At 69.4% G+C, this 12,258-nt stretch carries 10 protein-coding genes; 6 read left to right on the top strand and 4 right to left on the bottom strand.

Translation table 11 applies throughout. The features are described from left to right. The first annotated feature begins 58 nt into the window (after nucleotides 1–58). From thiC to GO986_RS06635, 6 genes are read left to right on the top strand one after another with little or no spacing between them, the layout of a single operon-like run. On the top strand, nucleotides 59–1,909 hold the full coding sequence (thiC, locus tag GO986_RS06660; protein ID WP_157458496.1) for a phosphomethylpyrimidine synthase ThiC: 1,851 nt from the start codon (nucleotides 59–61) through the stop codon (nucleotides 1,907–1,909). Further along, on the top strand, nucleotides 1,902–2,654 hold the full coding sequence (thiE, locus tag GO986_RS06655) for a thiamine phosphate synthase (RefSeq protein WP_157458495.1): 753 nt from the start codon (nucleotides 1,902–1,904) through the stop codon (nucleotides 2,652–2,654). Before thiC ends, thiE begins: the two co-directional genes overlap by 8 nt. Further along, nucleotides 2,645–2,839: a sulfur carrier protein ThiS gene (gene thiS / locus GO986_RS06650; RefSeq protein WP_157458494.1), complete on the top strand. Its 195-nt coding sequence runs from the start codon at nucleotides 2,645–2,647 to the stop codon at nucleotides 2,837–2,839. The genes thiE and thiS overlap by 10 nt, the downstream gene beginning before the upstream one ends. Further along, nucleotides 2,839–3,639, top strand: coding sequence for a thiazole synthase (locus GO986_RS06645; RefSeq protein ID WP_157458493.1), 801 nt, complete (start codon nucleotides 2,839–2,841; stop codon nucleotides 3,637–3,639). The genes thiS and GO986_RS06645 overlap by 1 nt, the downstream gene beginning before the upstream one ends. Continuing rightward, on the top strand, nucleotides 3,639–4,580 hold the full coding sequence (locus tag GO986_RS06640; RefSeq protein ID WP_157458492.1) for an NAD(P)/FAD-dependent oxidoreductase: 942 nt from the start codon (nucleotides 3,639–3,641) through the stop codon (nucleotides 4,578–4,580). The genes GO986_RS06645 and GO986_RS06640 overlap by 1 nt, the downstream gene beginning before the upstream one ends. Next, complete coding sequence (locus tag GO986_RS06635) at nucleotides 4,577–5,356, top strand: hydroxymethylpyrimidine/phosphomethylpyrimidine kinase family protein (RefSeq protein ID WP_157458491.1); 780 nt, start codon at nucleotides 4,577–4,579, stop codon at nucleotides 5,354–5,356. Before GO986_RS06640 ends, GO986_RS06635 begins: the two co-directional genes overlap by 4 nt. A gap of 564 nt (nucleotides 5,357–5,920) precedes the next feature. On the opposite strand, the gene GO986_RS06630 is transcribed toward GO986_RS06635, so the two are convergent. The 4 genes from GO986_RS06630 to GO986_RS06615 form a co-directional block, all read right to left on the bottom strand. Then, nucleotides 5,921–6,640, bottom strand: a complete 720-nt coding sequence (locus tag GO986_RS06630) for an ABC transporter ATP-binding protein (protein ID WP_369409205.1) — start codon at nucleotides 6,638–6,640, stop codon at nucleotides 5,921–5,923. Next, complete coding sequence (locus GO986_RS06625; RefSeq protein ID WP_157458490.1) at nucleotides 6,637–8,439, bottom strand: branched-chain amino acid ABC transporter ATP-binding protein/permease; 1,803 nt, start codon at nucleotides 8,437–8,439, stop codon at nucleotides 6,637–6,639. Before GO986_RS06625 ends, GO986_RS06630 begins: the two co-directional genes overlap by 4 nt. Further along, entirely contained in the window at nucleotides 8,436–9,482 is a 1,047-nt protein-coding gene (locus GO986_RS06620) for a branched-chain amino acid ABC transporter permease (protein ID WP_369409204.1), read from the bottom strand. Before GO986_RS06620 ends, GO986_RS06625 begins: the two co-directional genes overlap by 4 nt. Nucleotides 9,483–9,699: 217 nt before the next feature. Further along, entirely contained in the window at nucleotides 9,700–12,213 is a 2,514-nt protein-coding gene (locus tag GO986_RS06615) for a putative bifunctional diguanylate cyclase/phosphodiesterase (protein ID WP_198170452.1), read from the bottom strand. Nucleotides 12,214–12,258: the final 45 nt, after the last annotated feature.

The raw sequence follows: 12,258 nt of genomic DNA, 5'->3' as shown, positions 1-12,258 counted from the left end.
CGTTCGCCCACAGGCGCCCGGCGGCACTTTCTTATTGCCGCCTTCCCCGGAGTCCCCAATGACAACCACCCTGCGGCCCGACCTCACCCCACCTCCCCTGGCCCTGGACCCCGACCTGACCACGCCCTTTCCCAGCAGCGAAAAGGTATATCTGCGCGGCCGTTTGCACCCCGACGTGCGCGTGCCAGCGCGGCGAATTCACCAGTCACCTACCCTGGAACGGGTCGGCGCACTGACCCGCACGCGACCCAATCCGCCGCTGCTGGTGCCCGACACCAGCGGGCCCTACACTGACGCCGCTGCCACAGTGGACCTGCGCACTGGCCTGACCCACGCGCGCCCCTGGCTGGCCCGTGACCCGCGTCTGGCAGCACAACCTGGCCGCTCTCATCCCGACCTGGACCGCAGCGGTCCCCTCCCCTTCCCGGCAGTGCCGGCCCCCCGGCGGGCGCGGCCAGGCGCAGCCATCACCCAGCTTCAGGCGGCGCGCCGGGGCGAAATTACCCCGGAAATGGAATTTGTGGCCCTGCGCGAGAGCCTGCGGCAAGACGAAGGCTTTGACCTGACCCACCAGCACCCCGGAGAAGCGTTTGGAGCCGGGATTCCGCGCGAGATCACCCCGGAATTCGTGCGCTCGGAGGTGGCGCGGGGCCGGGCGGTGATTCCCGCCAACATCAACCACCCCGAACTGGAACCCACCATCATCGGCCGCAACTTCCGGGTCAAGGTGAACGCCAACCTGGGCACCAGCATCGTCACCAGCTCCATAGAGGAAGAGGTGGGCAAGATGATCTGGGCCACCCGCTGGGGCGCCGACACGGTGATGGACCTCTCGACTGGCCGCCACATCCACCCCACCCGCGAGTGGATTTTGCGCGGCAGCGCCGTACCAGTGGGCACCGTGCCCATCTATCAGGCGCTTGAAAAGGTGGGCGGCGTAGCCGAGGAACTGACCTGGGACCTTTACCGCGACACCCTAATAGAGCAGGCCGAGCAGGGCGTGGATTACATGACTGTTCATGCAGGCGTGCGGCTGGCACACCTGCCGCTAACTGCGCGCCGCCGCACCGGGATTGTCTCGCGCGGGGGCAGCATCCTGGCCAAGTGGTGTCTGGCCCATCATCAGGAAAACTTCCTGTACACCCATTTTGCCGAGATGTGCGAGCTGCTGGCCGCCTACGACATCACCTTCAGTCTGGGCGACGGCCTGCGCCCCGGCAGTGTGGAAGACGCCAACGACGCCGCGCAGTTTGCCGAACTGGACACGCTGGGCGAGCTGACACAGGTGGCCTGGAAACGTGGTGTGCAGACCATGATTGAGGGGCCGGGCCACGTCCCCATGCAGCTGATTCGGGAGAACATGACCCGCCAGTTGGAGGTCTGCCACGAGGCCCCCTTCTATACCCTGGGGCCGCTGACCACCGACATCGCGCCGGGCTACGACCACATCACCTCGGCCATCGGCGCGGCGCAGATCGCGTGGTACGGCACCGCCATGCTGTGTTACGTCACCCCGAAAGAACATCTGGGGCTGCCAGACCGCCAGGACGTGCGCGACGGGGTCATCGCCTACCGCATTGCCGCGCACGCCGCCGACCTTGCCAAAGGCCACCCTGGCGCCCAGGCCCGCGACAACGCCCTGAGCAAGGCGCGCTTCGAGTTCCGCTGGGAAGACCAGTTTGCCCTGGGCCTGGACCCGCAAAAAGCCCGCGCACTGCACGACGAAACGTTGCCCGCCGACGCGGCCAAAACGGCCCACTTCTGCTCCATGTGCGGGCCACAGTTCTGCTCTATGAAGCTCAGTCACGACCTGCGCGCCCCGGAGGTGCTGGCAGGCCTGGAAGCCAAAGCCCAGGAATTCCGGGCGCGCGGCAGCGAGTTGTACGTGGAGGTGGGCGCCGATGACTGAACCACAGAGGAGAGACCGGAACGCAGAGGCACTGGGGCAGCAGGAACCGGAAGAATTGGCGGCCGGCACGGGCTCAAACCTTCGGCCCCCCGAACCCTGGACCGGTCCTCTGGGCCGCCTCTATCTGGTGGCCACGCCGCGCCCCGACCAGCCCGAGGCCGAGTTTCTGGCGCGGGTGGCCGCCGCGCTGGACGGCGGGGTGGAGGTCTTGCAACTGCGCTGCAAGGACTGGGAGGCCCGGCCCTACATGGCCCTAGGCGCCCGGCTGGCCGACCAGGCGCAGGCACGCGGCGTGCCGCTGTTTATCAATGACCGGGTGGATGTGGCGGTGGCCTGCGGCGCCGACGGCGTGCATCTGGGCCAGGGCGACTTGCCCCCCGCCTGGGCACATGGGCTGGCGCCGGGGCTGCTGGTCGGCCTGAGCACCCACACGGCCGCGCAGGCCGGGCGCGCCCTGACCCAGGCGCCCGCTTACATCGCGGCCGGGCCGGTGTACGCCACACCCACCAAGCCAGGGCGCGCGGCGGCCGGCCTGGCGTACCTGCGGCAGGTGGCGGCGCTGCGGCCCCAGGTGCCCTGGTACGCCATCGGGGGCATTGACGCCTGTACTCTGCCCGGCGTGCTGACGGCTGGGGCCCGCCGGGTGGCGGTGGTGCGCGCGGTGCTGGACGCCCCCGACCCCGCCCAGGCGGCGGCTGACCTGCGTGCGGCCCTGCGGCGCCCGGCGGTGACCCCATGCGGGTAAACGGCGACCCCTATCCCCTGACCCTTGGCCTGAACCTGCCCGCGCTGCTGCGGGCCCTGAACATTGACCCGGCGCGCGTGGCGGTGGCCGTCAACGACGACTTTTACCCCGGTGCCCGGATTCCAGACCGCGCCCTGCACGAAGGGGATGTCGTCGAGATTGTCCGTATCCTGGGTGGCGGCTGATGCCACCGGACCTCTTAAGGCTGGGCGGCCGCACCTTCACCTCGCGCCTGATGCTGGGCACCGGAAAATTCACAGACTTTGAGGTGATGCGCGGCGCCCTGGAGGCCAGCGGCACCCAGATTGTCACGGTGGCCATCCGGCGGGTTGAATTGCGGGCCCCCGGCCACGACGGCCTGCTGGACGCGCTGGACTGGGACCACCTGCAACTGCTGCCCAACACGGCGGGCTGCCGCACCGCCGCCGAGGCCGTGCGGGTGGCCCGCCTGGCCCGCGCCGCCACCGGGACACCCTGGGTGAAGTTGGAGGTTATCCCTGATGCCCGCTGGCTGCTGCCGGACCCGGTGGGCACCCTGCGCGCCGCCGAGGAACTGGCGGCTGACGGGTTCGTGGTGCTGCCTTACGTGCAGCCTGACGCTGTCCTGGCGCGCGCCCTGGAAGCGGCGGGCTGCGCGGCGGTGATGCCTCTGGCCAGTCCGATTGGCACGGGACGGGGCCTGCGCACCCCGGACCTGCTGATGACTGTGTTGGACGGCGCCGGCGTGCCCGTGGTGGTGGACGCCGGCCTGGGCGTGCCCAGCGACGCCGCACAGGCGCTGGAACTGGGGGCCGATGCGGTGCTGGTCAATACCGCCATCGCCGAAGCCCGCGACCCGGTGGCCATGGCTCACGCCTTTGCGCTGGGGGTGCAGGCCGGGCGCGCGGCGTTTCTGGCCGGACGCATGGCGCCGCGTACCCACGCCAGCCCCAGCAGTCCGGTGCAGGGCGTGCCCCGCCTGCCTGACCCGGAGGTGCCGCTCTGATGCCCGCAGCTTCTTCTGCATCCGGCACGCGAACAGGGCCGCCTGAGGTCATCGTGGTGGGCGGCGGGCTGATAGGCGCGCTGGTCGCCTTTACGCTGCGTCAGGCCGGGGCCGACGTGCTGGTGCTGGATGCCGGGCGACCGGGGGCGGCGTGGCGCGCGGCGGCCGGGCTGCTGACGCCAGACGGTGAGGGTCTGCGGCAGAGTCCTCTCTGGGCCAGCGCCCAGGAAAGTCTGCGACGCTGGCCCCGCCTGGCGCAGCGCCTCGAAGCGGTCAGTGGCCAGCCGGTCTTTTTCCGTGAGGGGGTACGCCGCCTTCAGGCAGAAGGACCGGCCCAGGTCACCCCTGGCGAAGGCTCCCTGCACCCGCCGTCGGTGGTCGGCGCGGCCCGCCGCCACGTGCCGGTGCTTCCGGCGCGCGTGCTGGCGCTGACGCCAGGGCCACGTGGAGTGAGAGTCGTGACCGACCAGGGCGACTGGACCGCGCCGACCGTGGTGCTGGCCGCCGGAGTCTGGAGCGCCGCCTTCGGGGTGAGGGTGCGCGCGGTGCAGGGACAGGCGCTACGGCTGGCTTCTGCGCTGAACTGCGGGGCGGTGTACGGCCCGCCCGCACGCGGGTTTGCCCGCTACGCCCTGACCCGCCCGGATGGGGTTTACGTGGGCGCAACCTCGCGCGCCTCGTGGCGCGTCACCCCAGATGAGCGCGCCGCCCGCTGGCTGCGCGGGGTGGCCCGCCAGCTGGTGCCGGGCGCCGCGATGGGCCGCGCGGCGCCCCTGGTGGGCCTGCGGCCTGTCACTGCCAGCGGGCAACCCCTGGTCGGGCCGCATCCAACGTTGCCGGGCGTGGTGGTGGCCACAGGCCACGGGCGGCACGGCGCCCTGCTGGCCCCGGTCACCGCCCAGCAGGTGCTGACGTTGGTGCAGGCGGGGGCCTACGCATGACGGTGCCGGTGGCCCTGACCATCGCCGGGTCCGATTCGGGGGGCGGCGCCGGGATTCAGGCTGACCTGAAGACCTTCGAGGCCTACGGGGTGTACGGCACCAGCGTGCTGACCCTGATCACTGCCCAGAACACCTGCGGGGTGCGCGGCGCGTGGCCGCTGCCGCCCGAGCAGGTGGTGGCCCAGCTGGAAGCGGTGCTGGATGACTTTCCGGTGGCGGCGGTCAAGACAGGCGCACTGGGCAGCGCCGCCACCGTCAGCGCGGTTGCTGGTGTCCTGAGGGAGCGGGACTTGCCCCTGATCGTGGACCCGGTGATGCTGGCCAAAGGCGGCGACCCACTGCTGGCGCCGGGCGCACTGGAGGCCCTGCTGCGCGATCTGCTGCCTCTGGCGACCCTGGTGACACCCAACGCGCCGGAATGGACGGCGCTGCGGGAAGCGGGTGCCTCCGAGACCCTGCCCCTGCTGCTCAAGGGCGGGCACGCGCCGGGCGAGACCGTGGTGGACACCCTGCATGTGGACGGCCAGCACCTGACCTTCCGGACGCGGCGCCGGCACACCCGGCACACCCACGGCACCGGCTGCACCCTGTCGGCCGCCATCACGGCCGGGCTGGCACTGGGACTGCCTCTGCCGGACGCGGCAGCTCAGGCGCACGCCTACCTTCAGGCGGCGCTGCGGGACGCGCCGGGACTGGGCGCGGGCCACGGCCCGCTCGGGCACCGCCAGGCGTGGGTGATGGTCCTGCCACCAAAGTCAGACGAAGTCCACCACTGACAGAAAACATTCAACTCCTGCCGCCCCGCAGAGTGCAGGGCGGCAGGAGGGTCTTTTCAGGCGTGAGGGGAGGAAGCTGACAGCGGCTGCCAGTTGCGTCCTAAGGAGAACGCACAGCCCGCAGGTCCACTTCTGCTGCTGTCTGTGACGCTGCCTCGCTCTGCTCCGCGAGTCCGTTTGTTGCAGTTTGGGGACGACCTCAAAGCCACTGGAGATCGGTATGATGGCGGCTGCCAGTTCCATTGAGGGGCCAATCACGCCCTTCAGCTCTACTTCCGCTGCTGTTTCTGACAGACACTCACTTTGTTCGCCTCAGCTAGTGGAGGGGTATGCTCCTCCACCATGCTGAGTTTCGCTGTCAAGCCGCCGCAGTGAACCTACGTTGTAGGCCAGTGCCGGAGTAATCCTGCTCCTGGCCCTCCGAGAATATGTACAGGGCGACAGCCTCATTTCCCTGTTCATCCTCTGGAACAGCATCACAGGCGGCTGGGCTGGTCTTTGAAACAAGCGCCGTCTCCTTGACCCTATTGCAGCCCTCCTGCGACACGCCCACCATCAGCCCAATCACGCCCCACCCAGATAACTGGCGGTCAGAGCGGGGTTCTGGGCCAGGTCAGCGGCGGGGCCGCTCAGGGTCACCTGGCCAGTTTCCAGCACGTACCCGTGGTCACTGATGGCCAGGCTAGCGCGGGCGTTTTGCTCGACCAGCAGGATGGTAACGCCCTCAGCTCGCAGCTCGGTCACGATGGTCAGGATGTCGCGCACAATCAGCGGGGCCAGCCCCAGGCTCGGCTCGTCCAGCAGCAGGAGGCGGGGCCGGGCCATCAGGGCGCGGCCAATGGCCAGCATCTGCTGTTCGCCGCCCGACAGGGTGCCGGCCAGCTGGGCGCGGCGCTCGGCCAGTCGGGGAAAACGGGTATACACCCGGTCCAGATCAGGCCGCCAGGTCTGGCGCCGCCGGGTGTAGGCGCCCAATTGCAGATTGTCGGCCACGCTCATGCTGGCAAACAGGTCTCGCCGCTCAGGCACCAGGCTGATGCCGCGCGCCACCCGCGCCTCCAGCGGCATGTCGTTCAGGGCCGCGCCCGCGTAAGTCACCTGGCCGCTGCCCGGCAGGACGCCCATCAGGCGATTGAGCAGGGTCGTCTTGCCCGCCCCGTTGGCCCCAATGACGCTGACAATCTGGCCTGGCCGCACCTGCAGGCTGACCCCCGACAGCGCCTCGACCCGGCCGTAGCGCGCCCGCAGATCACGTACGTCCAGCAGCACCTCAGAAGCACTCACGCCGCGCCGCCGGTGGGGGCCACGGGGTCGGCGCCCAGGTAGGCTTCACGCACCTGGGGGTCGCGCCTGACCTCCTCTGGGGTGCCCTCCGCCAGTTTCTCGCCGCCGGCCATGACCACCAGGCGGTCCACGAGACCCATCACCAGTTCCATGTCGTGCTCCACGATCAGCACCGTCAGGCCCTCACCGCGCAGGCGGCGCAGCAGCGCGGCAAGGTCCGCCTTCTCGCCGTAGCGCAGCCCCGCTGCCGGCTCATCCAGCAGCAGCAAGGTGGGGTCGGCCACCAGGGCGCGCGCCACCTCCAGAATGCGCTGCTGGCCCAGCGGCAGGCTGCCGGCCAGAGTCAGGGCCTGGGCCCCCAGCCCCACCCGGTCCAGCTGCGCCTGGGCCTCGGCGCGCAGGGCGGCCTCCTCGTGGCGCTCCAGGTGCAGCAGACTGCGCAGGAGGCCGGCGCGCCCACGCGCGTAGCCGCCCATCATGGCGTTGTCCAGCAGACTCAGCTCGGGCAGCAGTTTGACATGCTGAAAGGTACGCCCCAGGCCCCGGCGGTGAACCTGGGCTGCACCCAGCCGCGTAATGTCATTCCCGGCATACTGCACCCGCCCGCTGCTGGCCGGATTCACCCCTGTGATGACGTTAAAGAGGGTGCTTTTGCCGGCGCCGTTGGGGCCAATCAGACCCAGAATCTCGCCGGCGTGCAGCTGAAAACTCACCTCCTGCACCGCCCGCAACCCACCGAAATGCTTGGAGACTGCCTGAACTTCCAGCAGCGGGGCGCCGGGGGTTGGCACCGCGCGCCGGGGCAGCGGCGTGGGGGACGGCAGACGGGCCGGCGCGGCCGGGGACAACAGCCGTTCCGCCAGCGGCCACAGGCCCCGGCGCGCGAATTGCAGGGTCAGAATCACCAGGGCCCCAAACACCACGATTTCAAAGCTGCCCTGCTGCCCCAGCAGCGCCGGTAACGTGCCGCGCAGCCACTCGCGCAGGGACGTAATCAGGCCGGCGCCCAGCACGCCGCCCCAGACGTGCCCCACGCCGCCCACCACCGCCATAAACAGGTATTCGATGCCGGCTTGCAGCCCGAACGGCGTGGGGTTCAGAAAACGCTGGTTGTGGGCATACAGCCAGCCGGCCAGCCCCGCCAGCCCCGCCGACAGCACGAACACCTGCACCCGCAGGGCAAAAGGACTCGCGCCAAACGCCTCGGCCACCAGCGGGCCGGTGCGCAGCGCCCGCAGCGCGCGCCCGGTGCGACTAGACAGCAAAAACTGCGCGCCCAGCGCACTCAGGCCTAGGCACAGCAGCGCCAGATAGGCAAAGGCGCGCGGCGAGGTCAGCCGGGTCCCCAGCACGCTCAGGGCGGGAATGTCGGTCAGGCCGGTGTTACCGCCCAGGGCCGGTGTATTCCCAAAGACGAAATACAGACTGATGCCCCAGGCAATCGTGGCCAGCGGCAGGTAGTGGCCCTGCATCCTCAGGGTCACCAGACCCAGTACCAGCGCCGTCAGGGCCGTCACCACCAGGGCGGCGGGCAGAGAGAGCCAGGGACTCCAGCCGGCCTGGGTGGTCAGCAGGGCAGTGGTGTAGGCGCCGACGCCCATAAAGGCCGCGTGCCCGAAACTGGTCAGGCCCACCACGCCCGTCAGCAGCACCAGCCCAGTGACCAGGGTGCCTGCAATCAGGATATTGACGAGCAGCGTGACCTGAAATTCAGGCAGCACCAGCGGCAGGACGAGCGCCACCAGCACCGCCAGGGCCGTCAGGAGGGTTCGCAGAGGCAGAGCGGTGCGGGCGGTCATTCCTCGTCCTCGGGAAGATGGCGAGTAGTCAGCGAGCGCCACAGCAGGACCGGCAGAATGAGCGTAAACACGATCACTTCCTTCCAGGCCGACAGGCTGAAGCTGGCAAAGCTCTCAATCAGGCCCACTAGAACTGCGCCCGCCGCCGCCAGCGGGTAGCTGACCAGCCCGCCGATGATGGCGCCCACAAACCCTTTCAGCCCGATGAGGAAGCCGCTGTCATAGGTCACGGCCACCGAAGGGCCGATGAGCATGCCGCCCAGCGCACCTATGGCGGCCGCCAGGGTAAAGGTCAGGCGGCCCGCCGCCGCCGGACTGATGCCCACCAGGCGCGCGCCCAGACGGTTGACGGCTGTGGCCCGCAGCGCCTTGCCCGGCATGGTGCCGAAAAAGGCCCTCAGGCCCAGCATCAGGCCGGCCGACACCAGAATGACCAGCAGGCTCTGACGTGACAGCGTGACCTGCCCCAACGCCGCCTGCCCCTCTATGAAAGCGGGGGTACGCGACCCTTCGGGACCAAAAAACAGCAGCGCCAGGCCGGTCAGCAGTAGGTGCAGCGCCACCGAGGCGATCAGCAGCACCAGCACGGCGGCATTCTGGAGGGGCTGGTACACCACCCGGTAAAGCAGCGGCCCCAGGGGCACCACCAGTGCCAGACTCAGCATCACTTGCGCCCACAGCGGCAATTTGAGGGGTGCAGCCCAGCCGGTGACCGCCCACACCAGGCCACCCAGGACCACCGCGCCCAGCAGGGTCAGGCCAGCGCGCCCGGTCTCGCGGCGGCGCAGCTGGCCGGCCGCTTCCAGCAGGGCCGCCAGCCCCAGCAGCACCAGCAAGAGCCAGAGGGTGCCCGGCACCTGCCCCAGTTGCAGGGCGGCCAGCGTCAGGGTGCCGAACACCACGAACTCGCCCTGCGGAATGAAGATGACCCGCGTGACCGCGAAAACCAGGACCAGCGCCAGCGCCAGCAGCGCGTACACCGCGCCGTTGGTCAGGCCGTCGGCCGCCAGCACGGGAAAGATGGCCGGATTAAAGATGTCCACGGCGGCCGCTGGAGCGGCTCTCCTGTTGGTTGTGCATAAGGCACCATACGGGCTGCGGCTGGGGCCCTCAAGCCGGGGTGGAAAGAGGAGTGCGATCTCCCGTCTTGCTGAGACTGGGCAAAGCTCAGCAGCCACGCCAGGAGCAGTCTCTGAACAGCGAAGTGTTTCGCTGCGCAGCCCTGCTCCTCCTCTGCACGCCGCCAGGGTGCCTCTGCCCTCAGGACTGGTCCAGCAGCGCCTGCATGGTCTGCGGCCAGGTGTGCAGCCGCGCCTGAAACGTCTGGGTGTCCAGCGGCCGACTCAGATAAAACCCCTGCACCTGATCGCAGCGCATGGTGCGCAGCAGCTGCAGTTGCCCGGCAGTTTCCACTCCTTCAGCCACCACGGTGATGTCCAGCTGCCCGGCCAGGTCAATCACGGCCTGGGTCAGCACACGCTGCCGGGGGTCGTCTTCCAGCCCCTGCACAAAGCTGCGGTCCAGCTTGAGCTTATTGACCGGCAGCTGCTGCAACACAGCCAGCGAGGAAAACCCGGTGCCAAAATCGTCCAGCGCCACGCTCAGGCCGCCAGCCTGAAGGGCGCGCAGCATGGCCCCCACACGCGGGAGGGCCTGAATCAGCGTCTGCTCGGTGACCTCAATTTCCAGCTGGGAGGCGGCAACGGGATAGGCCGCCAAAAAGCGCTCGGCGCGGACGGTAAACTCCGGGGCGTGCAGTTCACCAGCACTGATATTGACGGCCACCCGCAGCGGCCGCCCCAGCTGCTCGCTGGCCCAGCTGGCCAGGCGATTGGCACGCAGCAGCACCAGCCGCGTCAACGACGGCATTAAGCCCAGCGCCTCGGCCAGCGGAATGAACTCGGCGGGCGACACGGGGCCGCGCTCCTCGTCGGTCCAGCGCGCCAGGGCCTCGGCGCCCACCAGCAGGCCGCTCTTCAGGTCCAGCACCGGCTGGTAATGCACGGACAGCTGGCGGCGCTCCAGAGCGTCCCGCAGCCGCCGCCCCAGGCGCACCCTGGCCTGGTAGCGGTCAGCCTGACCCCGGTCCACGATGACGGCCGGCCCACCCACCTGCTGCGCCTGCTCTGCGGCCGCCTCGGCGTCGGCCAGGGCCAGGGCCACTGGCGCGTCGTCACTCCAGAGGCGCTGCCCAGCGGCCAGATGGGGGCGCAGCGCCACCTCGCCAGCCGGCAGCGTCTGCGTAAGCTGGCCCAGCAACTCAGTCAAGCCCGCACCCCGTTCTGTCACGAAGGCCAGCACATGCTCGCTGACCCGGCCCAGCACGCTGCCTTCCGGGAGGGCCGTGAGCAGGCGGCTGGCCAGGGCATACAGATACTGCCGCAGCCCCTGCTCGCCGTGGAGCGCCAGCACCGGCGCCATATCGAGCACCCGCAGCGCGCAGAGGGTGCGCCCCGGCGACTGCGCCCACTGGTCAGCCAGTTTCAGAAAATGGGCGCGATTGGGCAGCCCGGTGGCCGCGTCATGCAGCGAGAGGTGCTCCAGCTGGGCCTGAAGCTGATAGGTCCCAGTTACGTCGGTCAGGGTCATCAGCGTCCGTGCCGCGCCGCCCTCTCTGGGCAGGCCACGTAACCTGACCTGCAGCCAGCGCACCTGACCGTCAGGCGTGGTCAATCGGGCCAGACCCGACAGGGGCGTGGCCTCCGGCGTCTGCTGACTAAGCACCTGAAGCACCAGGGCCGGATGGATGGGCTGCCCGTGGGCGCCCTGCAGAGTCCCAGGCACCTCGGTCAACTTGAACCCAACGGCGTCTTCAGGCAGGCCCAGCAGCTGCGCGGCGCGGGCGTTCAGGGTGCTGATCTCGCCGCTGCTAGTCGTCAGCAGCACGCCGTCGTTCAGGCTCTCGAAAATCAGGCGGTGCTCGGCCTCACTGCGCCGCAGCCGCGCGTGCAGCTCGGCCTGCGTCAGCGCCGCCGCCAGCCGGGCAGCCACCTCGCGCCCCAGGGCCTGGTCAGCCGCTGTGAAGTTGCGCTCTGTGCGTGCCAGGGTGAGCGCACCGTACACCTCGTCGCCGTAGACCAGCGCAAACTGCAGGGCACTGCGGAAGTGGAGGCTGCGGACAAATTCGTATTCTTCGTCATCGCGGGCCGCCAGACGCAACTGCTCTGAGGTCAGGTCCGTCAGGCGGTGGTCCGAGCGGTCCTGAATCACGGCGCGCACCGAACCAGGCGCTGTGCTGACCAGCGGACGCCGCAGCAAATAGGCGTGCAGGCGGGCGGCCTGCTCTGGGTCAGGGTGCGCCACCGAGAGCGGCAGTGGCGCGCCGTTCTCGGCGCGGTAGATCACGCAGTAATCGGCAAATTGCTGCACCAGGGCGTCTGCCGCCTGCGCCAGCAGCTCGGCCGGGTCGCTGATGGATTCCAGAAGGCCCGCCACATCGGCGTACAGCTGAAGCTGTTCCAGCCAAAGTTGTGGTCCGGGTGCCTGCCAGAGGGTGAGGCGCAGCAGTGCATCAATGGTGTCTGGACTGGTGGCGGCAGTGGGGTCACTTAACATCAGCCACTTGCCCGGCAGATCAGGGATGGGGGCGCTGGCCTGGGCGCTGGAAGACGTTTCACTCACACTAACCTGATAGCCCAGGTCAGCGGCCGCCTGACAGAAGGCATTCAGGGCGCCCCGCCGCTCCTGTGGGGTGGCCGCCTGCCCCAGGGCACGCCGCAACGTCAGCAGGAGCATGACCAGAGAAGCCGTAGAGGGGGATGGCGGGGCGGTCATGCCTGAGGGCCATGATGACATTTGGGTGAGGGGGAAGGGGCTTAC

It is taken from the genome of Deinococcus arboris (assembly GCF_009755355.1).
In the GTDB taxonomy this organism is placed as follows: Bacteria; Deinococcota; Deinococci; order Deinococcales; family Deinococcaceae; genus Deinococcus; species Deinococcus betulae.
This window is presented reverse-complemented; position numbering and strand designations above follow the sequence as displayed.

Excerpts from the sequence above, each read along its gene's own strand:
- thiC (WP_157458496.1), top strand. The coding sequence starts at position 59 with ATGACAACCACCCTGCGGCCCGACCTCACCCCACCTCCCCTGGCCCTG.
- thiE (WP_157458495.1), top strand. The coding sequence starts at position 1,902 with ATGACTGAACCACAGAGGAGAGACCGGAACGCAGAGGCACTGGGGCAG.
- thiS (WP_157458494.1), top strand. The coding sequence starts at position 2,645 with ATGCGGGTAAACGGCGACCCCTATCCCCTGACCCTTGGCCTGAACCTG.
- GO986_RS06645 (WP_157458493.1), top strand. The coding sequence starts at position 2,839 with ATGCCACCGGACCTCTTAAGGCTGGGCGGCCGCACCTTCACCTCGCGC.
- GO986_RS06640 (WP_157458492.1), top strand. The coding sequence starts at position 3,639 with ATGCCCGCAGCTTCTTCTGCATCCGGCACGCGAACAGGGCCGCCTGAG.
- GO986_RS06635 (WP_157458491.1), top strand. The coding sequence starts at position 4,577 with ATGACGGTGCCGGTGGCCCTGACCATCGCCGGGTCCGATTCGGGGGGC.
- GO986_RS06625 (WP_157458490.1), bottom strand. The coding sequence starts at position 8,439 with ATGACCGCCCGCACCGCTCTGCCTCTGCGAACCCTCCTGACGGCCCTG.
- GO986_RS06615 (WP_198170452.1), bottom strand. The coding sequence starts at position 12,213 with ATGACCGCCCCGCCATCCCCCTCTACGGCTTCTCTGGTCATGCTCCTG.